The sequence below is a fragment of the Mycolicibacterium rhodesiae genome (assembly GCF_002086695.1).
Taxonomy (GTDB): domain Bacteria; phylum Actinomycetota; class Actinomycetes; order Mycobacteriales; family Mycobacteriaceae; genus Mycobacterium; species Mycobacterium rhodesiae.
The window spans coordinates 129,909-151,908 of the sequence record NZ_MVIH01000004.1 but is presented as its reverse complement, the minus strand read 5'-3'; the positions used below and the strand labels follow the sequence as shown (position 1 = coordinate 151,908).

25 protein-coding genes are annotated in these 22,000 nt (G+C 67.4%); 15 read left to right on the top strand and 10 right to left on the bottom strand.

What is annotated here, in order from left to right; genetic code table 11:
- The first annotated feature begins 12 nt into the window (after positions 1-12).
- Together BST42_RS10510 and BST42_RS10505 are read left to right on the top strand one after the other, a co-directional pair.
- Complete coding sequence (locus BST42_RS10510) at positions 13-426, top strand: cold-shock protein (RefSeq protein WP_083118526.1); 414 nt, start codon at positions 13-15, stop codon at positions 424-426.
- A gap of 18 nt (positions 427-444) precedes the next feature.
- Positions 445-1,452 (top strand): glutathione S-transferase family protein, encoded by a 1,008-nt coding sequence (locus tag BST42_RS10505; protein WP_083118525.1) that lies wholly within the window; start codon positions 445-447, stop codon positions 1,450-1,452.
- Here BST42_RS10505 and BST42_RS10500 read toward each other — a convergent pair.
- Positions 1,449-2,069: a winged helix-turn-helix transcriptional regulator gene (locus BST42_RS10500; protein ID WP_083118524.1), complete on the bottom strand. Its 621-nt coding sequence runs from the start codon at positions 2,067-2,069 to the stop codon at positions 1,449-1,451. The genes BST42_RS10505 and BST42_RS10500 overlap by 4 nt on opposite strands.
- A gap of 64 nt (positions 2,070-2,133) precedes the next feature.
- Between BST42_RS10500 and BST42_RS10495 the strand changes: the two genes are divergently transcribed.
- A complete protein-coding gene (locus BST42_RS10495) occupies positions 2,134-3,039 on the top strand; it encodes an alpha/beta fold hydrolase (protein ID WP_083118523.1) in 906 nt (301 codons plus the stop codon).
- Here the strand turns inward: BST42_RS10495 and BST42_RS10490 are convergent.
- Both BST42_RS10490 and BST42_RS10485 read right to left on the bottom strand, forming a co-directional pair.
- Positions 3,016-3,498, bottom strand: a complete 483-nt coding sequence (locus tag BST42_RS10490; RefSeq protein ID WP_083118861.1) for a DUF2771 domain-containing protein — start codon at positions 3,496-3,498, stop codon at positions 3,016-3,018. The genes BST42_RS10495 and BST42_RS10490 overlap by 24 nt on opposite strands.
- Before the next feature lie 5 nt (positions 3,499-3,503).
- Positions 3,504-5,084: an MFS transporter gene (locus BST42_RS10485; RefSeq protein WP_110918566.1), complete on the bottom strand. Its 1,581-nt coding sequence runs from the start codon at positions 5,082-5,084 to the stop codon at positions 3,504-3,506.
- A 180-nt stretch (positions 5,085-5,264) separates the two neighbouring features.
- Between BST42_RS10485 and BST42_RS10480 the strand changes: the two genes are divergently transcribed.
- Positions 5,265-6,233, top strand: a complete 969-nt coding sequence (locus BST42_RS10480) for a DUF3027 domain-containing protein (protein ID WP_083118522.1) — start codon at positions 5,265-5,267, stop codon at positions 6,231-6,233.
- Here the strand turns inward: BST42_RS10480 and BST42_RS10475 are convergent.
- Positions 6,230-6,682 carry an SRPBCC family protein gene (locus tag BST42_RS10475; protein WP_083118521.1) on the bottom strand — a complete coding sequence of 151 codons (453 nt, stop codon included), beginning with the start codon at positions 6,680-6,682 and terminating at the stop codon, positions 6,230-6,232. The genes BST42_RS10480 and BST42_RS10475 overlap by 4 nt on opposite strands.
- Positions 6,683-6,705: 23 nt before the next feature.
- Positions 6,706-6,996 carry a DUF2530 domain-containing protein gene (locus BST42_RS10470; protein ID WP_083118520.1) on the bottom strand — a complete coding sequence of 97 codons (291 nt, stop codon included), beginning with the start codon at positions 6,994-6,996 and terminating at the stop codon, positions 6,706-6,708.
- A 102-nt stretch (positions 6,997-7,098) separates the two neighbouring features.
- Between BST42_RS10470 and BST42_RS10465 the strand changes: the two genes are divergently transcribed.
- The 3 genes from BST42_RS10465 to BST42_RS10455 are packed head-to-tail and all read left to right on the top strand — an operon-like array spanning position 7,099 to position 8,640.
- Positions 7,099-7,530 carry an Rv0880 family HTH-type transcriptional regulator gene (locus BST42_RS10465; RefSeq protein WP_083118519.1) on the top strand — a complete coding sequence of 144 codons (432 nt, stop codon included), beginning with the start codon at positions 7,099-7,101 and terminating at the stop codon, positions 7,528-7,530.
- Positions 7,527-8,354 carry a TrmH family RNA methyltransferase gene (locus BST42_RS10460; RefSeq protein ID WP_083118518.1) on the top strand — a complete coding sequence of 276 codons (828 nt, stop codon included), beginning with the start codon at positions 7,527-7,529 and terminating at the stop codon, positions 8,352-8,354. Before BST42_RS10465 ends, BST42_RS10460 begins: the two co-directional genes overlap by 4 nt.
- A 13-nt stretch (positions 8,355-8,367) precedes the next feature.
- Complete coding sequence (locus tag BST42_RS10455; RefSeq protein WP_083118517.1) at positions 8,368-8,640, top strand: DUF2537 domain-containing protein; 273 nt, start codon at positions 8,368-8,370, stop codon at positions 8,638-8,640.
- A gap of 4 nt (positions 8,641-8,644) precedes the next feature.
- Here the strand turns inward: BST42_RS10455 and sepH are convergent, their stop codons facing one another.
- Together sepH and serC are read right to left on the bottom strand one after the other, a co-directional pair.
- Positions 8,645-9,439, bottom strand: coding sequence for a septation protein SepH (gene sepH, locus BST42_RS10450; RefSeq protein WP_083118516.1), 795 nt, complete (start codon positions 9,437-9,439; stop codon positions 8,645-8,647).
- 74 nt (positions 9,440-9,513) lie between these two features.
- Positions 9,514-10,626 (bottom strand): phosphoserine transaminase, encoded by a 1,113-nt coding sequence (gene serC, locus BST42_RS10445; RefSeq protein WP_083118515.1) that lies wholly within the window; start codon positions 10,624-10,626, stop codon positions 9,514-9,516.
- Between the two features lie 144 nt (positions 10,627-10,770).
- Between serC and BST42_RS10440 the strand changes: the two genes are divergently transcribed.
- Both BST42_RS10440 and BST42_RS10435 read left to right on the top strand, forming a co-directional pair.
- Entirely contained in the window at positions 10,771-11,787 is a 1,017-nt protein-coding gene (locus BST42_RS10440) for an AurF N-oxygenase family protein (protein WP_083118514.1), read from the top strand.
- An 18-nt stretch (positions 11,788-11,805) separates the two neighbouring features.
- A complete protein-coding gene (locus tag BST42_RS10435; protein WP_083118513.1) occupies positions 11,806-13,488 on the top strand; it encodes an FAD-dependent oxidoreductase in 1,683 nt (560 codons plus the stop codon).
- Here the strand turns inward: BST42_RS10435 and BST42_RS10430 are convergent.
- Entirely contained in the window at positions 13,485-13,958 is a 474-nt protein-coding gene (locus tag BST42_RS10430) for a 5' nucleotidase, NT5C type (protein ID WP_237159357.1), read from the bottom strand. The genes BST42_RS10435 and BST42_RS10430 overlap by 4 nt on opposite strands.
- 7 nt (positions 13,959-13,965) lie before the next feature.
- On the bottom strand, positions 13,966-14,415 hold the full coding sequence (locus tag BST42_RS10425) for a VOC family protein (protein WP_083118512.1): 450 nt from the start codon (positions 14,413-14,415) through the stop codon (positions 13,966-13,968).
- Positions 14,416-14,572: 157 nt separating this feature from the next.
- Here BST42_RS10425 and BST42_RS10420 point away from each other — a divergent pair, with 157 nt between their 5' ends.
- Positions 14,573-15,910, top strand: a complete 1,338-nt coding sequence (locus tag BST42_RS10420) for an MFS transporter (protein WP_083118511.1) — start codon at positions 14,573-14,575, stop codon at positions 15,908-15,910.
- Positions 15,911-15,975: 65 nt separating this feature from the next.
- Here the strand turns inward: BST42_RS10420 and BST42_RS10415 are convergent, their stop codons facing one another.
- The gene (locus BST42_RS10415) at positions 15,976-17,100 is read right to left on the bottom strand and encodes a citrate synthase 2 (RefSeq protein WP_083118510.1); all 1,125 of its coding nucleotides are present in this window, start codon (positions 17,098-17,100) and stop codon (positions 15,976-15,978) included.
- Positions 17,101-17,183: 83 nt separating this feature from the next.
- Between BST42_RS10415 and pdxH the strand changes: the two genes are divergently transcribed.
- From pdxH to BST42_RS10390, 5 genes are all read left to right on the top strand, one after another.
- The gene (gene pdxH / locus BST42_RS10410; protein WP_110918565.1) at positions 17,184-17,843 is read left to right on the top strand and encodes a pyridoxamine 5'-phosphate oxidase; all 660 of its coding nucleotides are present in this window, start codon (positions 17,184-17,186) and stop codon (positions 17,841-17,843) included.
- The gene (locus BST42_RS10405; RefSeq protein ID WP_083118509.1) at positions 17,844-19,118 is read left to right on the top strand and encodes an MFS transporter; all 1,275 of its coding nucleotides are present in this window, start codon (positions 17,844-17,846) and stop codon (positions 19,116-19,118) included. It begins immediately after the preceding gene.
- A 28-nt stretch (positions 19,119-19,146) separates the two neighbouring features.
- Positions 19,147-19,809, top strand: a complete 663-nt coding sequence (locus BST42_RS10400) for a TetR/AcrR family transcriptional regulator (RefSeq protein WP_083118508.1) — start codon at positions 19,147-19,149, stop codon at positions 19,807-19,809.
- Between the two features lie 40 nt (positions 19,810-19,849).
- Positions 19,850-20,527 carry a TetR family transcriptional regulator gene (locus BST42_RS10395; RefSeq protein ID WP_083118507.1) on the top strand — a complete coding sequence of 226 codons (678 nt, stop codon included), beginning with the start codon at positions 19,850-19,852 and terminating at the stop codon, positions 20,525-20,527.
- A gap of 61 nt (positions 20,528-20,588) precedes the next feature.
- Positions 20,589-21,887, top strand: a complete 1,299-nt coding sequence (locus BST42_RS10390) for a citrate synthase (RefSeq protein ID WP_083118506.1) — start codon at positions 20,589-20,591, stop codon at positions 21,885-21,887.
- Positions 21,888-22,000: the final 113 nt, after the last annotated feature.

Sequence of the window (22,000 nt, the reverse complement as noted above, 5' to 3'; positions counted from 1 at the left end):
CAGGTGAGACCAGTGCCGACCGGCAAGGTGAAGTGGTACGACGCCGAGAAGGGATTCGGCTTCCTGTCCCAGGAGGAAGGCGAGGACGTCTACGTCCGTGCGTCGGCACTGCCTGAGGGCGTCGAAGGTCTGAAGGCGGGCCAGCGGGTCGAGTTCGGGCTGGCATCCGGGCGCCGCGGCCCGCAGGCGTTGAGCGTCAAGCTGATTGACCCGCCCCCCAGCCTGAGCCGCACGCGCCGGGAGGCCGCGCCCCCGGTCGAGCGCAAGCACACCCCCGACGAACTGCACGGCATGGTCGAGGACATGATCACGCTGCTCGAAGGCGCCGTACAGCCCGAGCTGCGCAAGGGCCGCTACCCGGACCGCAAAGTCGCCCGGCGGGTGTCCGAAGTCGTCAAGGCCGTCGCCCGGGAACTTGACGCCTAAGCGGGTACAACTGGACTCGTGGGTGCCTATGTCGCCGGAGGCGGCGAGTTCAATCGCGATACCAACTACATCACCACCAGGATCACCGCCGACGGAGCTGACGGTTATGCGAGCGAGCCAGGCCGCTATCGGCTGATCGTCGCGCGCGCCTGTCCGTGGGCGAACCGGACGATCATCGTGCGCCGCCTGTTGGGCCTGGAGGACGTGCTGTCCATCGGGTTCTGCGGGCCGACGCACGACCAACGCAGCTGGACCTTCGATCTCGATCCCGGTGGCGTGGACCCGGTGCTGAAGATACCGCGGCTGCAGGACGCCTACTTCGCGAGGTTCCCGGATTACCCGAAGGGCATCACGGTCCCGGCGATCGTCGAAGTGTCCACCGGCCAGGTGGTCACCAACGACTTCGCCCAGATCACGCTGGACTTTTCCACCGAGTGGGCCGCCTACCACCGCGAGGGTGCACCGCAGTTGTACCCCGAGCCGCTGCGGGACGAGATCGACGAGGTGGCGCAGAGGATCTACACCGAGGTGAACAACGGTGTGTACCGCTGCGGGTTCGCCGGCTCGCAGGAGTCTTATGAACGCGCCTATGACCGGTTGTTCACCGCGCTGGACTGGCTCTCCGAACGGCTGGCCGATCAGCGATATCTGGTGGGAGACACCATCACCGAAGCCGACGTGCGGTTGTTCACCACGCTGGCGCGCTTCGATCCGGTCTACCATGGCCACTTCAAATGCAACCGGTCCAAGCTGGCGGAGATGCCGGTGCTGTGGGCCTACGCCCGAGACCTGTTCCAGACACCCGGATTCGGCGATACCACCGACTTCGTCCAGATCAAACAGCACTACTACATCGTGCACTCGGACATCAATCCCACCGGGGTCGTGCCGAAGGGGCCGGACCTGTCGAACTGGCTGACTCCGCACGGACGGGAAGCGTTGGGCGGCAGACCATTCGGTGACGGAACGCCGCCGGGGCCGACGCCCGAGGGGGAGCGGGTGCCTGCCGGGCACGGCGCGGGTTAACGCGCGAAGACGGTCTTCACCGCGGTCCGGTCGCCGTCTATCTGGATTTGTGCCGCAACATCATCGAGGGTCAGCAGCCCGGTCGCGAGGCCGAGGACGATCGACGCCTCGGTCTGCAGGACGGCGTCGAGCGCGCGCCCGTCGGGCAGACTGACGGACACACCGGATCGGCCGGCGCGCACCTGGAGCACCTCGCCGCCGACGTCGATCCCCACGGTGACCGATCGGGTCGGCGCCCGGCCGGTGAACAGTGCGGGCAGCGCCACCAGAAGCCACTCGATGCGGAACTCGTCGCCCTCGGCACCGCGAACCATCAGCGGCGTGGACCAGCGGATGAGTCCCTCGATGGGTTCGCGAAGTTGGGCGCCCCAGTCGGTGAGGCCGTAGGTGATCGCGTTGCCGTCCTCGGCCAGCCGCCGCTCGACGACGCCCGCGCTCTCCAAGTCGCGGAGCCGGTCGGTCAGCAGGTTGGTCGCGATGCCCGGCAGCCCGTCGCGCAGTTCCCGGTAGCGGGCGGGGGCGAGGAGAAGCTGCCGGACGATCAGTAAATTCCACCGGTCGCCGACCACATCCAGCGCCCGGGCCAGTCCGCAGTACTGGCCGTAGTCTCGACTCATCCCGCTCCGGTTGCTAAATTAATGTCTGCTTGATTATATCAAGCGACGCTGAGGAGGGATCCATATGGCGGTGGCGCAGCGGCCCGGGTGGGTCGACGACGAGTTGTTTCCATTCGTGAGCCGGTTCGTCGACATCGCCGGCCATACCGTTCACTACGTCGACGAAGGCTCGGGGCCGACATTGCTGTTCTTGCACGGCAACCCGACCTGGTCGTTCGTCTACCGCGACGTCATCGCGGCCCTGCGAAGCGAATTTCGTTGCGTGGCAATCGACTACCCCGGATTCGGACTGTCGACCGCGGCGCCGGGTTACCGGTATCTGCCCAACGAGCACGCCGAGGTCGTCGGCTCGTTCATCGATGCTCTCGAGCTGACTCAGGTGACGCTGGTGGTACACGACTGGGGCGGCCCGATCGGGCTGTCGGTGGTCGAGAAACACCCGGAAGTGTTCGACCGGCTGGTGGTGGGCAACACCTGGGCGTGGCCGACGGATGCGCCGCACGTGCAGATCATGTCCCATGTGATGGGCGGACCGCTCGGTCGGTTACTGATCCGGCAGTTCAATCTGTTCGTCAACCTGATGATTCCTGCGGGGCACCGGCTGGCCAAACCCAGCCGGGACGAGATGGCTCACTATCAGAAGGCACTCGACAGCCCGTCACGGCGCGATGCGTCGGCCATCTTCCCCCGCGAGCTCACTGCCAGCCGCGCGTTCCTCGCCGAGGTGGAAGCCGGACAGCCGGCGATCGCAGGCATCCCCACGCTCATCATCTGGGGTGATGCCGACATCGCCTTCAGGGAAAGCGATCGACGGCACTGGGAGCGGATCTTTCCCAACCATCGGACCGTGATTGCCGACGGCGCAGGTCATTTCGTCCAATCCGATGCCCCTGAACAGTTCGCCGCCGCCATTCGGGACTGGTGCTCGCAGCCGTCGTCGCCGACGCTAGGGCCAGGCCAGGCGGACTGACCACTCCGCGTGCGGGGCGTCGCGCAGTTCGCCATTCTGATCCTGCACCAACGTGAGTAACTGCACGACAACCCCGGTGAGCCGGCCGCGTTGCGGATCGACCGTCGGAATCGTCACTGCCAGTTCGGTATTGGGCCGATAGATGGTGGTCGTGGAATTCCGCTCGTCTTCGTACACGCGCAGCAACTGCCACGGTGCGCGCCCGATCGCGGTGGGAACGGAGAGCTGGACCGGGTAGCGCTCGCTGACCGGAAGCTGGCCCTGGGTCTGCGGGTTCTGGCAGTCGTTGAGGTTCACCACGTTGCAGTACACGTACGGCCCGACGCGCACCGCCTGGCCGTGCGAATACGCGCTGATCTCGGGGAAGGCCGATTCGGTGCCGCGGGTCAGTGCCCAGGCGCCGACGCCGGCACCGGCCGACGCCAACACAACGACGATCGCCAAAAGCCATCGGGTCAGGCGGCTCACCGGTGAGTCACCGCCGATGCGCCCTCCGGTTCGGCCAGCACCGGCCGGTTGCCGCCGAAGCCGGGGATCAGTGAATCGCCGCGATAGCTGACGATGGTCTGTGCCAGGCCGAGGATCAGCAGCGCACTGATCGCGGTGAAGCCGACCCACAGTTCGGTGTACACCAGCACTCCGATCGCACCGCCCATCACCCACGCCAGCTGCAGCACCGACTCGGAGCGGCCGAACGCCGAGGCCCGCGACTCCTCCGGCAGATCGTCCTGCAGCGAGGCGTCCAGCGACGCCTTGCCGATCGCGGTCGCGCCGGAGGTGATCAGCGTCGCCACTGCCGCGACGATCAGGTTGCCGGTGACCGCGGCCACCAGCGCCATGACGGTCACCGCGACCGTGCACCGCACCACCAGCATCGCGGGCCTGCCCAGCCGCATGCGGGCCGCGGTGAAGTTACCCGCGAAGTTGCCGATGCCTGCGGCCGCGCCGAGCAGGCCGAGCATACCCAGCTGTACCCAGCCGCTGGCCTGATGTGCCTTGGCGACGAACGCCGGATACAGGAACAGGAACCCCACCATCGCCTTGATCGTGCAGTTGCCCCACAGCGAGGTGATGATGTTGCGGCCCAAAGGTTGTCGTGGTCTGCCGGTTTTCGCGGCCGGTTCGTCGATCCAGCCCTGCGGTCCGCTTTCGCCGTGATAGGTCAAGGTGGCAGGCACCTCACCTTCGGTGACCTCCACCCAGCGCGGGATCCGCATCGACAGCGACGCGCCCGCCACCGCGACGAAAACGACCACGAACAGGGCGCCGGGCAGCCGGAACACGGTGCTGAGCAGGTACTCGGCCCCCGCCGCGATACCGCCGCCGACGATGGTGCCGCCGATCAGACCGAACATCGTCAGCCGCGAATTGACCCGCACCAGGTCGATCGTCGGTGGCATGACCCGGGGGGTGACCGCGCTGCGCAGCACGCTGAACGACTTGGACAGCACCATCATTCCGAGCGCGCAGGGGTAGAGCACCCACGACGGATAGCTGCCGGTGGCGCCGTCGTAGTCCATGATCAGCACGAACGCCAGCGCAGCGCGAAGGACGAACGACATCGCCAGCGCCGCGCGCCTGCCGTGCTGGACGCGATCCAGCGCAGGCCCGATGAGCGGTGCGATCACGGCGAACGGCGCGATCGTGATCAGCAGGTAGAGCGCGACCTTACCCTTGCTCTCGCCGGAGGCGGCGGCGAAGAACAGCGTGTTGGCCAGTGCGACGGCCATCGCCGAGTCCACCGCGAAGTTGGCGACCACCGGCCAGGTCAGCGCGGTCAGGCCGGACTTGTCGGCGCCGTCGGCCGTGGCCGCGCGGTGCACCATCGAATACACCTTCGTGCCCATCTCGCGGCTGCGATACGCGGCGCCGCGGCCACGAGTCGCCCGTTCGTCGGCGCTGCGCGGTCCGGGCGGCGGCCCGATGTTCTCGGTGCGAGGCTCGCCCAGCGGCGGCAGGTAGCGGTTGGAGCTGGGCGTGGGGCTGGACCGGCGGGTGGCCTCCGACCGCGGGTAGCCGTCCCCGTCGGAGGGATAGTTGGCCATGCCCGGGTGTTCTCCGGATGCGCCCGACGAGTAGCGGCGGTCGGGGCCGAACGCCGGATTCGCGCGGAGTTCGTCACGCCGGCTCTCAGACACCTCACGATTGTCCCCTATCCCGGCATGCCGGGCTCGCACGTGACCGGTGTGGCTGCACACATGGACCGTGAGGCAAGATTGGTGACGATGGACAGCACCCTTGACGCGAAAGAAGCCACGGCACCGGCGCAGGCCGCCGCGCCGTCGGACGCGGTTGCCGCCGTACTGAGCGGTGCGGTGGAGCAGGCACGGCAGGCCATCGTCGAGCACAGCGGCGACACCGTGGGCGAGTACCTCGGTGTCAGCTTCGAGGACGAGACGGCGGCGACGCATCGCTTCTTGGCGAACATGCCCGGTTATCAGGGCTGGCAGTGGGCGGTGGTGGTCGCGGCCTATGAGGGCGCCGATCACGCGACGGTCAGCGAGGTCGTGCTGGTGCCCGGCCCGACCGCGCTGCTGGCTCCGGCCTGGGTGCCCTGGGACGAGCGCATCAAGCCCGGTGACCTGAGCCCCGGTGATCTGCTGGCTCCCGGCAAGGATGACCCGCGGCTGGCCCCCGGCTACACCGCCACCGGGGATCCGCTGATCGACGACACCGCCTTCGAGGTCGGCTTCGGGCGTCGTCAGGTGCTCAGCGCGCTTGGTCGCGACGAGACCGCCCAGCGCTGGCACGACGGTGATCATGGTCCCGATTCACCGATGGCCCGCGCGACCAAGCGGGTCTGCCGCGACTGCGGCTTCATGGTGCCGCTGGCCGGCGCGCTCGGCGCCATGTTCGGGGTGTGCTGCAACGAGCTGGCGGCCGACTCCCACGTCGTCGACTTCGAGTACGGCTGCGGTGCGCACTCGGACACCCCGCAGCCCGCGGGCACGGGATCGCCGTTGTACGACCCGTACGACGACGGTGTGCTCGAGGTGGTCGAGGTGGTCGCGACCGTCGCCGATGCCCCCGCGGCGCCGGAAGACTCAGAAGTCTCGCAGACACCCGAAGTCGTGGAGGCCTCGGAAGTTTCGGAAACCGAAACCCCGGAGGTGCCCGAGAGCGCCCCGGAGGTGCCCGAGAGCGCGAAGCCGGCCGACGGTGCCGAAGCGTCCGAACCGGGCGAGCAGGCCTAACCTTCGGCGGCGGCCTTGATGCGCGCCAGCGACAGGTTCATCCCCTCGACCAGTTCTTTCTCGAAGTTGGGTACGCCGCCCATCACCGCATTCACCGTCATCGTGGAGACGGCCTTGACGCCGTTCTCGGCGTGGCGGGTCTCCACGACCCGAGTGCCGGTGGCCGTCGGGGAGAGCTCATAGCTCCAGACGGTGTTGTTGGCGTTGACCCGGAACGCCAGCTTCCGCTCCGGAATCAGTTCGGTGATCGTCGACGTCGTCGGCCAGAACAGGTTGTTGCGACGATTGAGGTTGACGGTTCGGGTGCCCGGTTTCACTGGGCCAAGTGGCTTCATGAGCCGGCACTGTGGGCTCCACTTGGGCATGTTGCCCAGGTCCGACAGCAAAGTCCACACCGTGGCGACCGGGGCGTTGATCTCGATTTCTGCTTGCAACAGCGGCGCTGCCATTGGTTTCCCTTCGTGGTGACTGGTTACTGTTCGCGCGACTCAAGGCCGGTCTGCGCTCCTCGCGCCCCGCGCCGTGCTGCGGTGCGCTGCCACAGGAACACCGACGTGCCTACCACCCCGGTGCCCAGTCCGGCGAGCGCAATCGGGCGCCAGGACTCGCACGCCGCGACGGTGAACGCCGCGATCGTCACCAGCGCCCACAGCGTGGCCCCGACGATGATCACCGGCCACGGATCGAGCAACGCCGCGGGCAGCGCAGGCGGCTCGGGTTCGGCCACCGGCTCTCGACTCGGTTCGCGCTGATCGGAAGGCATTGTCGTCCAAGGTAACCGATGGGTGAGATGGCCAGGTGTCCAGCTACCGGAGTTGGCCGGTTCATCATTGATCAGGTGTTGTCGTGTCGTACTGTTTGCGTCGTGAAAGACGGTGACCTGCGATTGGCCAGTGATTTGTCGCTGGCCGTGATGCGTCTGGCGCGCCAACTGCGCTTCCGCAGGCCCGAGTCACCGGTCACGCTGTCGCAGCTGTCCGCGCTGGCGACCCTGGCCAAGGACGGGGCGATGACGCCGGGGGCGCTGGCGATCCGGGAACGGGTCCGGCCGCCGTCGATGACCCGGGTGATCGCATCACTGGCCGACCTCGGTCTGGTCGTGCGCACCTCCCATCCCTCTGACGGCCGCCAGGTTCTGGTGGCGGTATCCGACGCCGGTGCGGCGCTGGTCGACAGTGAGCGGCGGGCCAGTCAAGAGTGGCTGCGCAATCGGCTGGCCACCCTGGACAGCGACGAGCGCGACATCCTACTGCGGGCCGCGGACCTGATGACCGTCCTTGTCGACGAAGACGCGTGAGCGACAAGGCTTTTGGCGCGATAGAAGTCGTCGATATCACCGATCCGGGTGACCCCCGCGTCGACGACTTCCGCGACCTCAACAGTGTCGACCGGCGACCGGACCTGCCCAGCGGCAAGGGATTGGTGATCGCCGAGGGCGTGCTGGTGGCTCAGCGGATGATCGCCTCGCGCTTCACCCCGCACGCGTTCCTCGGCACCGAGCGCCGCCTGGCCGAACTCGGTGACGACCTGACCCGGGTGCGGGCGCCGTACTACCGTGCCACCGCCGAGGTGATGGCCGAGGTCGTCGGTTTCCACCTCAACCGCGGTGTGCTCGCGGCGGCCCGCCGGCCACCGGAGCTGATGATGGCCGACGTGCTCGACGGGGCGCGCACGGTCGCGGTGCTCGAAGGTGTCAACGACCACGAGAATCTCGGCTCGATCTTCCGCAACGCCGCCGGCCTCGGGGTGGACGCGGTCATCTTCGGTTCCGGATGCGCCGACCCGCTGTACCGGCGTGCGGTCCGGGTGTCGATGGGCCATGCCCTGCTGGTGCCGTTCGCCCGTGCCGAGCACTGGCCGGCCGACCTCGGCGGGTTGCGCGAGCGCGGATTCCGGCTGCTGGCCATGACACCCGACCCCGCGGCACAGACCCTGGCCGAGGCGATGGCCGCGCTGGCGGGGGACAGGGTCGCGGTGCTGGTCGGCGCTGAGGGGCCCGGGCTGACCGAGACGGTGATGCGGGCCAGCGACGTCCGGGTTCGGATCCCGATGTCGCGGGGCACCGATTCGCTCAACGTCGCAACCGCGGCAGCGCTGGCGTTCTACGAGCGGTCGCGATGACTAGGCTCGCCACATGATCGACGAGTCGACGCCGTGGGGGACCGGTCTGACCGTGGCGGCCTTCGTCGCCGCGGTGACGGGCGCCGCGATCGTGGTGCTCAGCCTCGGCATGCTGCGGGTGCATCCGCTGGTGGCGATCGTGCTGAACCTGATCGCGGTCGGCGGACTGGCGCCGACGTTATGGGGGTGGCGGCGCATTCCGGTACGACGCTGGTTCGTCCTCGGTGCCGGTATCGGCGTCGCCGGCGGGTGGATCACCCTGCTGGCTATGGCCGCCGCTCAGTAGGCGGTCAGCGCTCGCCGCTGGAACGCACCCCGAGCAGGACGTCCTCCCAGCCGGGTACGGACGGCTTGGCCTTGGCGCGTTTGGCCCTCGGCGCCGGGGCGGGAGCCGAGGCAGGAGCGGGTGCCTGCTTCTCCTCGACCGGGGCGGGTGCCGGTTGCGGCTGCTGCTCCTCGAATTCCAGCTGTGCGACGACGGCCACCGGGCGCAGCGGGCGCTCGAACGTCGGGTCGATCAACTCGCTCGCGGCGTCGTCCAGAGCCGACACCGTGCCACCGTGCGCGCCGGGGCTGAAGCGGAAGTGCGCCACGTTGTCGGAGAGTCCGGCCTGCCACGACATCTGCACCACCCACCGGCCGTCCTCACCGCGCCAGGCGTCCCACGACGTCGACTCGAGGCTGTGTCCGCGCGCCACGAGGGCGGTGGTGACGGTGTCCAACAATGTGGTCACCGCCGGACCGTCGGCCAGCACCGGATGCGCAGCGCCGGCCAGCTCGGCCGCCCGTGAGCGCTCCAAGAGCACCGGGTGGGCGAAACGCTCGACCTTGCTGATGTCCATGCCGGAAGACGAGGCAACTTGCTCGACGGACGCACCCGCACGGATGCGCGCCTGAATATCCCTTGGCCGCAACACGCCTTTGACCTCTTTGTCCCTCGGGGTCTGGCCCAGCGACCGGTCACCGCGAACCGCGGCACGCAGTCGGTCGTCGACCTGCAGGGTGAACTTGTCGGCCGGGTCGGGACCTTCGCAAATAATGTGCCTGCCGTCGACATCGAGTCCGATCACCCTGAGTTCTCGCATGTCGACCTCCTTCGCCCGGACTTTAACTCAGCCCCGACTTGATTACGGTTAGGACACGCGGCGGTGACGAGAAGTCAGCCGAGATGTTCGACAACCCAGTCGACGCACTGCGTCAGCGCGGAGACGTCGTCGGGTTCGATCGCGGGGAACATCGCGATCCGCAGCTGGTTGCGGCCCAGCTTGCGGTACGGCTCGGTGTCGACGATGCCGTTGGCCCGCAGCACCTTGGCCACCGCCGCGGCGTCGACCTCATCGGTGAAGTCGATCGTGCCCACCACCTGCGAGCGCAGTGCGGGATCGCTGACGAACGGGGTGGCATACGACGATGCCTCGGCCCAGGAGTACAACCGCTGCGACGAGTCCGCCGTGCGCTTGACCGCCCAATCCAGGCCGCCGTTGCCGTTCAGCCAGTCGACCTGCTCGGCCATCAGCACCAGCGTGCCGATCGCCGGGGTGTTGTACGTCTGGTTCTTCAGGCTGTTGTCCACCGCGATCGGCAGCGACAGGAAGTCGGGCACCCAGCGGCCGGAGGCGGAGATGGCCTCGATGCGGGCCAGCGCGGCCGGGGACACCACGGCCAGCCACAGGCCGCCGTCGCTGGCGAAGTTCTTCTGCGGCGCGAAGTAGTACGCGTCGACGTCGCGGACGTCGACGGGCAGACCACCGGCTCCGGACGTGGCGTCGATGAGCACCAGGGCGTCGCCGTCGGGCCGGCTGACCGGCACCGCGACTCCGGTCGAGGTCTCGTTGTGCGCCCAGGCGATGACGTCGACGGACGGATCGGATTGCGGCTCCGGCGCGCTGCCCGCGTCCGCCTTGATCACGATCGGGTCGTCGATGAAGGGGTTGGCCGTAGCGGCCGAGGCGAACTTCGAGGAGAACTCGCCGTAGGTGAGGTGCAGCGAGCGCTTCTCGATCAGCCCGAACGCGGCGGCGTCCCAGAACGCGGTGGCGCCGCCGTTGCCGAGGATGACCTCGTAGCCGTCGGGTAAAGAGAAGAACTCACGCAGGCCGTCGCGAACCCGGCCGACCAGGTTCTTCACCGGCGCCTGCCGATGCGACGTGCCGAACAATGCGGCTGATGCGGCCAGTGCCTCGAGCTGTTCGGGGCGCACCTTCGAGGGGCCGCAGCCGAAGCGGCCGTCAGCGGGCTTGAGATCAGCGGGGATCGTGAGCGAATCAGCCATGACCCAAGCCTAGGAGTCGACGCAGGCGGGTATTACACCGAGGCGTTCAGGAGACCCGAATTCGGGGTATGGACAGTATGCGATACCTGCGGTACCGTTTGTACATCACCCGCCCAAATGTAAACCTCTGTTGAGGAGACTGTCATGGCGAGAACCAAGATCATTCAGCGTTGGCGCCGCAACATGGACGTGCTGGACGACACCGAATACGTCGAGAAGCTGATGACGCTGTCCGAAGGGTCGGTGCGGCGCAACTTCAACCCCTACACCGACATCGACTGGGATGCGCCCGAGTTCGCCGTGGTCCCGAACGACGAGCGCTGGATCCTGCCTGCGACCGACCCGATCGGCCAGCACCCCTGGTACCAGTCGCAATCCAAAGAGCGGCAGATCGAGATCGGCATGTGGCGTCAGTCCAATGTCGCGAAGGTCGGCCTGCACTTCGAGTCGATCCTCATCCGGGGCCTCATGGAGTACGCGTTCTGGGCGCCCAACGGTTCACCGGAGTACCGGTACTGCCTGCACGAGGCGGTCGAAGAATGCAATCACACGATGATGTTCCAGGAGATGGTCAACCACATCGGCGCCGACGTGCCGGGCATGCCGCGCTTGCTCAAGTGGGTTCAGCCGGCGATCCCGTTGGTGGCCGGCCCGCTGCCGATCCCGTTCTGGTTCGGCATCCTCGCCGGCGAGGAACCGATCGACCACACCCAGAAAAACGTCCTGCGCGAAGGCAAGACCCTGCACCCGATCATGGAGCGGGTGATGGCCATCCACGTAGCCGAGGAGGCGCGGCACATCTCGTTCGCGCACGAGTACCTGCGCAAGCGGGTGCCGCACCTGTCGCGGCGCAAGCGCTTCTGGCTGTCGCTCTATGTGCCGGTGGTGATGCGAGTGCTGTGCTCGGCCATCATCGTGCCGCCGAAGGCGTTCTGGAAGGAGTTCGACATCCCGCGCTCGGTGCGCAAGGACATCTTCTTCTCCTCGGCGCCGTCGCGACAGATGTTGCGTGACATGTTCGGCGATGTCCGGATGCTGTGCCACGACACCGGATTGATGAACCCGCTGGCGAAGCTGATCTGGCGGATCTGCCGGATCGACGGTGCGCCGAGTCGCTTCCGCAGCGAGCCGGCTCGCCAGCACGTGGTCGCCGTCGCGTAAACCGAAGGACTCACGCCTGTGCCTCACGTCATCACCCAGTCGTGCTGTAGCGACGGGTCCTGTGTCTACGCCTGCCCGGTCAACTGCATCCACCCCAGCCCCGACGAGCCGGGCTTCGCGACCGCCGAGATGCTCTACATCGACCCGGTGGCCTGCGTGGATTGCGGGGCGTGCGTCAGCGCCTGCCCGGTCGGTGCGATCGCACCGGACAGCAAACTCACCGACAAGCAGCTGCCGTTCATCGAACTCAATGCCGGGTTCTACCCCGAGCGGCCTGCCGGCGTGAAATTGCCGCCGACCTCCAAGCTCGCCCCGGTGCTGCCCGCACCGCAGGTGCGCCGTGGCGAGGCGGAACTGACGGTGGCCGTCGTCGGCTCGGGACCGGCGGGGATGTACGCCGCCGACGAACTGCTCACCCAGAAGGGCGTGCGGGTCAACGTCTTCGACAAGCTGCCCACCCCGTTCGGTCTGGTGCGCGCCGGTGTGGCGCCCGATCACCAGCACACCAAGGGGGTCACGAAGCTCTTTGATCGGATAAGCAAGCAGCCACGCTTCACGTTCTACCTCAATGTCGAAGTGGGGCAGCATATTTCGCACGACGAATTACTGAAGCACCACCACGCGGTGCTCTACACCGTCGGTGCGCCGAACGACCGCAGGCTCGACATCGGAGGCATGGAACTGCCCGGCACGGCGACCGCCACCGAGACGGTCGCTTGGATCAACGGCCACCCGGATTTCGCCGGACTGGATGTCGATCTTCGCCACGAACGGGTGGTAGTGGTCGGCAACGGCAATGTCGCCCTTGATGTGGCGCGGATTCTGACCGCCAATCCCGACGACCTGGCTCGCACCGACATCTCCGATACCGCGCTGGCCGTGCTGAGAGGCTCGGCAGTGCGCGAGGTGGTCATCGCGGCGCGCCGCGGGCCCGTCGACTCGGCCTTCACCCTGCCCGAGCTGATCGGGCTGACGTCGACCGCCGAGGTCGTCCTCGACGCCGGTGACCACGACTTGGTCGAGCAGGATCTGGCCACTGCCACCGATACCCTCGCCAAAGCCAAGCTCGAGATCCTGGCCAAGCTGCCGGTCGCCGCCGAGCTCACCGGCCGCCCCCGCATTCGACTTGCCTATCGGCTCACCCCGCACCGGGTGCTCGGCACCGACCGGGTGAGCGGCGTCGAGTTCCTGCGCACCGGAACCGACGAGACCGTGCGGATCGAGGCCGGCTTGCTACTCACCTCGATCGGCTACCGCGGCGCCCCGATCGCCGATCTGCCGTTCGACGAGGCCGACGCCGTCGTCCCCAACCGGGACGGACGCGTGATCGACCCCGCCACCGGCGCGGCCGTCACCGGGGCCTACGTCGCGGGGTGGATCAAGCGCGGACCGACCGGATTCATCGGCACCAACAAGTCGTGTTCGATGCAGACCGTCTCGAACCTGGTCGACGACTTCAACGCGGGCCTGCTCGCCGACCCGAGTGCCCGACCGGCCTTGCTGGACAACCTGATTCGTTCGCGGCAGCCGGAGGTTGTCGATGCGCGAGGCTGGCGGGCCATCGACGCCGCCGAGACCGCGCGCGGCGAGGAGCAGGGACGGGTGCGGGTGAAGTTCACCGACGTGGCCGACATGGTCGCGGCGGCGGCCGCGCCCGCGGCCCCGCTGGCCAAGCGACTGCTCGCCGGTCTGCTGCGTTAAGCCTTGTTCCGCAAATAGATCAAAACGGCGTCCCAGTCCGGGAATTCGGGGGACCCGAAGTGGATCCACTCGCCCTCGAAGCGTTCGGCGCCGTTGTTGGGCCGATCGTCGACGAGGAAGTCGCCGCGATTGAGGTCCTTGTGGTGGGTCAGGATCAGCCGCTTGTACGCCGGTGAATCCTCTTCGACGCCAAGGTGCTCGTGCACCCATTCGAGCTTGTGCTGCCAGCCCGACGGGTTGCGCCACGGCGCGGTCGACAGCAGATAGGTGTCGAACAGTTCCGACAGTTCGGTGAACGCCGCAATCGCGCCGGGCATCGACTTCATCAATGCAAAGATGCCCGGCGCTTCGTCCATCCGGCCGCGGTACTTGTCCGCCACCACCTGGTCGAGGCCCTCGATCCGATGGGCGAAGTCGACCATCGTGTTGTCGAGGTCGATGTAGAGGATCTTGCGTGGCCCCTGCGTCACGCCTGGATTATGCCTGACTCATCGCCTGCTGGATCTCGTCGTAGCTCACCTCGCGCACCGGCTGCCCCAGTGACCACTGATGCCCGAACGGATCCCGGACCATGCCGTAGCGGTCGCCCCAGAATTGATCCTCGAGCGGCATCACCACGGTGGCGCCCGCGTCGAGCGCCTGTTGGAATTTCTGGTCGACGTCGGTGACGGTCAGATGAATCGTCACCGGGGTGCCGCCCAACGCAGGCGGCGTCATCGACCTGCCCTCGGACATCTCCGGAAAGTCGTCGTTGAGCATGATCATGGCCCCGTTGATCTGCAGCGCGGCATGGATCAGTTTCCCGTCAGGACGGGGCACCCGGCCGATCTCGGTGGCGCCGAACGCCTTGATGTAGAAGTCGATCGCCGCGGGTGCGTCGTCGACGACCAGGTGCGGGGACAGAGTGGGTTGGATCTCGATCGCCATAGAAGCCTCCTGTGGTGTGAAGCGGCCGGCCGGGCCGCCACCGATGTAGACACCGCGGTCGGGGAAAACTCATCGGCGCCTCGCATGCAACCACCGGGTACCGACAGAAACGACCCGCCGTGGAGTACGGTTCGGGCTGACACAGGGGAGGCCGACGATGACCACCACGACCGTGCCGCGCTCGAGCGCCGCCCAAACCCGGCGGGCGATCTGGAACACGATCCGAGGGTCGTCGGGCAACTTGGTCGAGTGGTACGACGTCTACGTCTACACCGTGTTCGCAACGTATTTCGAGGGCCAGTTCTTCGATGAGTCCGAGAAGAACTCGACGGTGTACGTCTATGCGATATTCGCGATCACGTTCGTGATGCGCCCCGTCGGGTCGTGGTTCTTCGGCCGGTACGCCGACCGGCGAGGCCGGCGGGCGGCGCTCACGGTGAGCGTGTCGCTGATGGCGCTGTGCTCGCTGGTGGTCGCGGTGGTGCCGTCGCAGGCGTTGATCGGGATGGCGGCGCCGATCATCCTGATCGTTGCCCGGCTGGTGCAGGGCTTCGCGACCGGCGGTGAATACGGCACGTCGGCGACGTACATGTCGGAGGCGGCGACGCGGGAGCGGCGCGGGTTCTTCTCGTCGTTCCAGTACGTGACGCTGATCGGCGGGCACGTGCTGGCGCAGCTCACGCTGCTGATCCTGCAGACGGGTCTCGACGATGACCAGTTGCGCGAATTCGGTTGGCGCATCGCGTTCGCCGTCGGCGGCGTGGCGGCGGTGGTGGTGTTCTGGCTGCGGCGCACGATGGACGAGTCGCTGTCCGAGGAGGTCATCGAGGCGGCCAAGGCAGGCGAGGACCGCGGTGCGGGATCCATGCGGGCGCTGTTCACGCAGTACTGGCGGCCGCTGTTGCTGTGCTTCCTCATCACCCTCGGTGGGACGGTGGCCTTCTACACCTACAGCGTCAACGCTCCGGCGATCGTCAAGACCGCCTACAAGAGCGAGGGCATGACGGCGACATGGATCAATCTGACCGGGCTGATCTTCCTGATGCTGCTGCAGCCGGTCGGCGGGATCATCAGCGACCGGATCGGTCGCAAGCCGATGCTGGTGTTCTTCGGTGTCGGGGGCGTGTTCTACACCTATGTCCTCATCACCTTCCTGCCCCAGACACGCTCGCCGCTGGCATCTTTCGCGTTGGTCGCGGCCGGCTACGTGATCCTGACGGGGTACACGTCGATCAACGCGCTGGTGAAGTCGGAGCTGTTCCCTGCGCAGGTCCGCGCGCTCGGAGTGGGCGTCGGATACGCGCTGGCGAACTCGATCTTCGGCGGGACGGCGCCGCTGATCTACCAGGCGGCCAAGGAGCAGGGCCAGGTACCGCTGTTCATCGGCTATGTCACCGTCTGCATCGCGGTGTCGCTGGTGGTGTACGTGTTCTTCCTGCGCAACAAGGCCGATACGTACCTGGACCGCGAACGGGGTTCGGCGTTCCGGGCCTGAGCAGCCTCAGACCGTGCCTGATTGTCTCGCTCCTCCTCCGCCTCGTTCCTCGGCGGCATCGGTCGCTAGACCGGCTGGTGCGCGATCTCGTCCCAGCCCTCGACCGCGTCAGGTGGCCGGGGTGCCGGACCGACATAGATCGCCGACGGCCGCACCAGCTTGCCGAGCTGCTTCTGTTCCAGGATGTGGGCGCACCATCCGGCCGTGCGGCCGCAGGTGAACATCGCGGGCATCATCTTGGCGGGCACCTGGGCGAAGTCCAGGATGACCGCGGCCCAGAACTCCACGTTCGTCTCGATCGCCCGGTCCGGCCTCCGCTCGCGCAGCTCGGCCAGGGCCGCCTGCTCGAGGGCGACGGCCACCTCGTAGCGCGGTGCCTGCAACCGCTTGGCGGTGGCGCGCAGCACCCGTGCTCGCGGATCCTCGGCTCGGTACACCCGGTGGCCGAAGCCCATCAGCTTCTCGTTGCGGTCCAGCACGCCCTTGACCACCGCGCGGGCGTCCTCGGTTCGTTCGACCTCCTCGATCATCGGCAACACCCGGGCGGGAGCGCCGCCGTGCAGTGGGCCGCTCATCGCGCCGATCGCACCCGACATGGCGGCCGCGACATCCGCTCCGGTCGAGGCGATCACGCGCGCGGTGAACGTCGAGGCGTTCATCCCGTGTTCGGCCGCGGACACCCAGTAGGCGTCAATGGCCGCCACGTGCCGCGGATCCGGCTCACCCTGCCAGCGGGTCATGAAACGTTCTGTGACAGTGGAACATTCGTCGATCACGCGCTGCGGCACCGCAGGCCGGTAGATGCCGCGGGCTGACTGGGCGACGTAGGACAGCGCCATCACCGATGCCCTCGCGAGATGATCGCGGGCAGTTTCGCCGTCGATGTCCAGCAGCGGTGCGTAGCCCCAGATCGGCGCAAGCATCGCCAGGCCTGCCTGGACGTCGACCCGGACGTCGCCGGTGTGGATGGGTAGCGGGAACGGCTCGGCGGGGCGCAGACCGTTGCCGAACTTGCCGTCGACGAGCAACGCCCAGACGTCGCCGAACGTCACGCCATTGCCGACCAGTTCCTCGATGTCCACACCGCGGTAGCGCAGGGCCCCGCCGTCTCGATCAGGTTCGGCGATCTCGGTGGTGAAGGCCACCACCCCTTCGAGGCCGGGCACGAAGTCGTCGGGTACCACCGTCATGGGGGGATTCTCCCACTCGGCGATCGGGTCGTCGCTGCCGGTCGGTAACCGGCGGCCGAATGTTTGCGGCGTACCGTTGGGCCGTGGAGACGCCCAGGGACGATCGCCTCGCGGCGATGCGCGTTGAGTACGGCTCGGTGGAGAAGGACGGCAGCAGCGACCTCGATGTCGACTGGCTCGCCGACGGCTGGCTTGCCCTGTTGCACAGGTGGATAGCCGACGCCGAGGCGGCCGGGATCGCCGAGCCCAACGCCATGGTGCTGGCCACGGTCGACGCGGGAAGACCGGTGAGCCGCACGGTGTTGTGCAAGAGCGTGGACGAGACCGGGATCACCTTCTACACCAACTACGACTCGGCCAAGGGCGATGAGCTCGCGGCGACTCCGTATGCCGCCGTGACGTTCCCCTGGTATGCGCTGGGGCGCCAGGTACACATCCGCGGCGCCGTGACCAAGGTCAGCGCGCAGGAGACCGAAGAGTACTGGTCGAAGCGCCCGCGCGGATCCCAGCTGGGGGCGTGGGCGTCGGCGCAGTCGCGCCCGATCGGCTCGCGTGCCGAACTGCTCGCTCAGCTCTCGCAAGCCACCGAACGCTTTGCCGCCGACGAGCGGGTGCCGGTGCCGCCGCACTGGGGTGGCTATCGGATCGCCCCCGAGGTCGTCGAGTTCTGGCAGGGCCGGGAGAACCGGGTTCACAACCGAATTCGGGTAACGGGCACAAGCGTCGAGCGGCTGCAGCCGTAGGTGGCGCGGCTCTTTGCCGACACCACGCCACTGAGAACGCCGGATTTCCGCCGGCTGTGGGTGGCCGGCGTCATCACGGTCATCGGGGCCAATCTCACGATCTTCGCCGTCCCCGTCCAGCTGTACGCACTGACCCACAACTCGGCGTACGTCGGGCTGTCCGGCGTGTTCGCGTTGGTGCCGCTGGTGGTCTTCGGTCTGCTCGGCGGGGCATGGGCCGACGCGATGGATCGCCGGGTGTTGCTGATCATCACCTCCAGCGGCTTGACGGTCTCCTCGCTGCTGCTGTGGCTGCAGGCCGCCCTGGGCCTGAACAACGTGTGGGCGGTGCTGTGCCTGCTGGCGGTGCAGCAGGTGTTCTATGCCATCGACAGCCCGACCCGCGCGGCCGCCATCCCACGGATGCTGCCCGGCGCGCAGTTGCCGGCGGCCAACTCGCTGAACTTCACGGTGTTCCAGTTCGGCGCGATTGTCGGGCCGCTGATGGCCGGCGTGATGCTGCGCTGGGTCGACCTGTCCACCCTCTACCTGATCGACACGCTCACCTGTGTGGTCCCGGTTCTGGTGGCGTTGCGGCTCGCGCCGATCCCGCCTTCGGTCGGCGGCCGGGGCATGGGCTTCGACGCCCTGCGCTCGGTCATCGAGGGTTTCCGTTTCCTGTCCGGCAACAAGGTCGTGCTGATGTCGTTCGTGGTCGACCTGATCGCGATGATCCTGGGCATGCCGCGGGCGTTGTTCCCGGAGATGGCGCATCAGAGTTTCGGCGCTCCGATCGAGGGTGGCACGACGATTGCGCTGCTGGCGGCTGCGATGTCGGTCGGGGCGGTGGCGGGCGGGGTGTTCTCCGGCTGGTTCCCCCGCATCCAGCGTCAGGGTCTGGCCGTCGTGATCTCGATCGTGGTGTGGGGCGCGGCCATGGTCGGCTTCGGTGTCGCCGGCGGGCTCGCACATGGCCATACCGGCACGATGCTGTGGATTGCGTTGGTGTTCTTGGCGATTGGTGGCGCAGCGGACATGGTGTCGGCGGCGTTCCGCTCGACGATCCTGCAGCAGGTGGCTTCCGACGACCTGCGCGGCCGGCTGCAGGGGGTGTTCACCGTGGTCGTGGCGGGCGGTCCCCGGCTGGCCGACGCCCTGCACGGCGCCGCCGCCGCGGTGGTCGGCACCACGATCGCCGCGGCCGGTGGGGGAGCGCTGGTGGTGGTCGGTGTGCTGATCGCGGCCGCTGCCGTCCCGATTTTCGTTCGCTATCGGGTGCCTGCGGCGAACCCGTAAATCGGCACGTTACGGCTACGATCGAACAGTGGCCGACGTGATCGCGCAGCCACCTCCGGGACTGCGCGAACGGAAGAAGCAACGCACGCGCGCCATGCTCGTGGACGCGGCCGTCACGCTCTGCATGGAGCGCGGCTACCACAACACCACCGTCGAGCAGATCGCCGCCGCGGCCGAGGTGTCCCCGCGAACATTCAGCCGATATTTCCCGACCAAAGATGCGGTGATGATGACCGTGCTCGACGACCTCGTCGACGCCGCCGTCACCGCCCTCGCCACGATCGACCCGGGAGTTCCGCCACTGACGGCGCTGGCCCGCGCGCACACCGTGGCGCTGCGCGGCGTCACTTCCGGCGCGGTGACGTCGCTGACCACGCACCGTCTGGTGTTGATGGTCAACGTCATCTCGTCGTCGAGTGCATTGCGGCTGGCGGCGGCCGCGACGCGGCTGCAGCCGCTGGTCGTGGCTGTGGCCGCGCGGATGGGCGCCGAACCGAGGGACCGGCGGGTGGCGCTGATCGTGTCGGTGTGGGGTGCGATCACCGCCGCGGCGTGGGGGAACTTGGTGATCGGGCCGGGCGATTACGACAACTGCGGGGTCATCATGGCCGACCGGCTGCACCTCGCCTTCACCGAATTCGCCGATATCGCCGCGCTGGAAGTGGGCTGGGCGCTACCCTCTACTGTTTGACGTCGGGGGGCGCCGAGACGGCGCGGGGGGGAGGCGCGACATGGCCCCAGTCGCGCGGATTCCCGTTCCCGGCCTGCGCGAACTCAAGAAGCAGCGAACCAGGGCGACGCTGATCGACGCGGCCGTCCAGCTGTGCATCGACCAGGGTTACGACAACACCACCGTGGAGCAGATAGCGGCCGCCGCCGAGGTCGCCCCGCGCACGTTCAGCCGGTACTTCTCGAACAAGGAAGCGGTGCTCGTCGCCATCCTCGACGAGGTCGTCGGCGATGTGGCCGCCGCCCTCGCGCGCCAGCCCCTCGACATCACCCAGTACGACGCGCTGGCCCGTGCGCACGTCGAGACGTTCAGCACCGAGCAGTACGGGTCGACGGCGTCGTTCGAGCGCATGCGGCTGTTGCTGACGATCGTGAATTCGGCCCCGGCGCTCGGCCTCGCGCCGTTCATGTTCCGGGCCGGCGGCTACCACCACCGGGCGATGGACGTCGCGGCGCAACGGATGGGTGTGACAGCTGACCACCCGTCGATCCGCATCCTGTTCGACACCTGGGCGGTGGTGATGGGAGTGGCCTGTAACGGGCTGGGAACGCCAGACGGTCCACCGATCGAGCCGGACGTGGTGTGCCGCCGAATCGAGTCGGTGTACGGGCTTTTCGCCCGGCTCTGGGCGCCGTGGGTGACCCCGGGCCCGACCCCCGCGGGCGTATCGGCAGAATAGCGACTACCTTCACCTACATACGGACGCCTCGCGGGCGTCGACGAGCTCAGAAGGGGTTCATGTGGCCGCAACCGACGAGACCGCCTCCCTGAAGTACCCGGGCGGCGAGTTGGACCTGGACATCGTGAAAGCGACGGAGGGGTCTGACGGGTTCGCGCTGGGCTCGTTGCTGGCCAAGACCGGTTACACGACGTTCGACCAGGGTTTCGTGAACACGGCGTCGACCAAGAGTGCGATCACCTACATCGACGGTGACGCCGGCATCCTGCGCTATCGCGGTTACCCGATCGAGCAGCTCGCCGAGAAGTCCACCTTCATCGAGGTGAGCTACCTGCTGATCTACGGTGAGCTGCCGACCACCGAGCAGCTGGAGAAGTTCACCACCCAGATTCAGCGGCACACCCTGCTGCACGAGGACCTGAAGCGGTTCTTCGACGGCTTCCCGCGCGATGCGCACCCGATGCCGGTGCTGTCCAGCACGGTCAACGCATTGAGCGCCTACTACCCCGACTCGCTGGACCCGCTGAACAAGAAGCAGGTGGAGCTCTCCACGATCCGGCTGCTGGCCAAGCTGCCGACGATCGCGGCGTACGCGTACAAGAAGTCCGAGGGTCAGCCGTTCCTGTACCCGGACAACTCGCTGACGCTGGTGGAGAACTTCCTGCGGATGACGTTCGGATTCCCGGCCGAGCCCTATGAGGTCGACCCGGAGATCGTCCGGGCGCTGGACATGCTGCTGATCCTGCACGCCGACCACGAGCAGAACTGCTCGACCTCGACCGTGCGCCTGGTGGGCTCCTCACAGGCCAACCTGTTCACCTCGATCTCTGGTGGCATCAACGCGCTGTGGGGCCCGCTGCACGGCGGCGCCAACCAGGCGGTGCTGGAGATGCTGGAGAAGATCCGCGTCGGCCAGGACGACGTGCAGACCTTCGTCAAGAAGGTCAAGAACAAGGAAGACGGCGTGAAGCTGATGGGCTTCGGTCACCGGGTCTACAAGAATTACGACCCGCGGGCGCGCATCGTCAAGGAGCAGGCCGACAAGATCCTCGGCAAGCTCGGCGGCGACGACGAGCTGCTCGAGATCGCCAAACAGCTCGAAGAGATCGCGTTGACCGACGACTTCTTCATCGAGCGCAAGCTGTACCCGAACGTCGACTACTACACCGGCGTGATCTACCGCGCGATGGGTTTCCCGACCCGGATGTTCACCGTGCTGTTCGCGCTCGGCCGGCTGCCGGGCTGGATCGCGCACTGGCGGGAGATGCACGACGAGGGCAGCAGCAAGATCGGCCGCCCGCGCCAGATCTACACCGGCTACACCGAGCGCGACTACGCCACCATCGACACCCGCGGCTGATTTTTTCCTGCGCGAGCAGACACAAAAGTCCCCTGACACCGGCGTGTCATGGGACTTTTGTGTCTGCTGGGCCACACCGGCTTGACCATCAACGGTTGTAGTTTCACAATGAT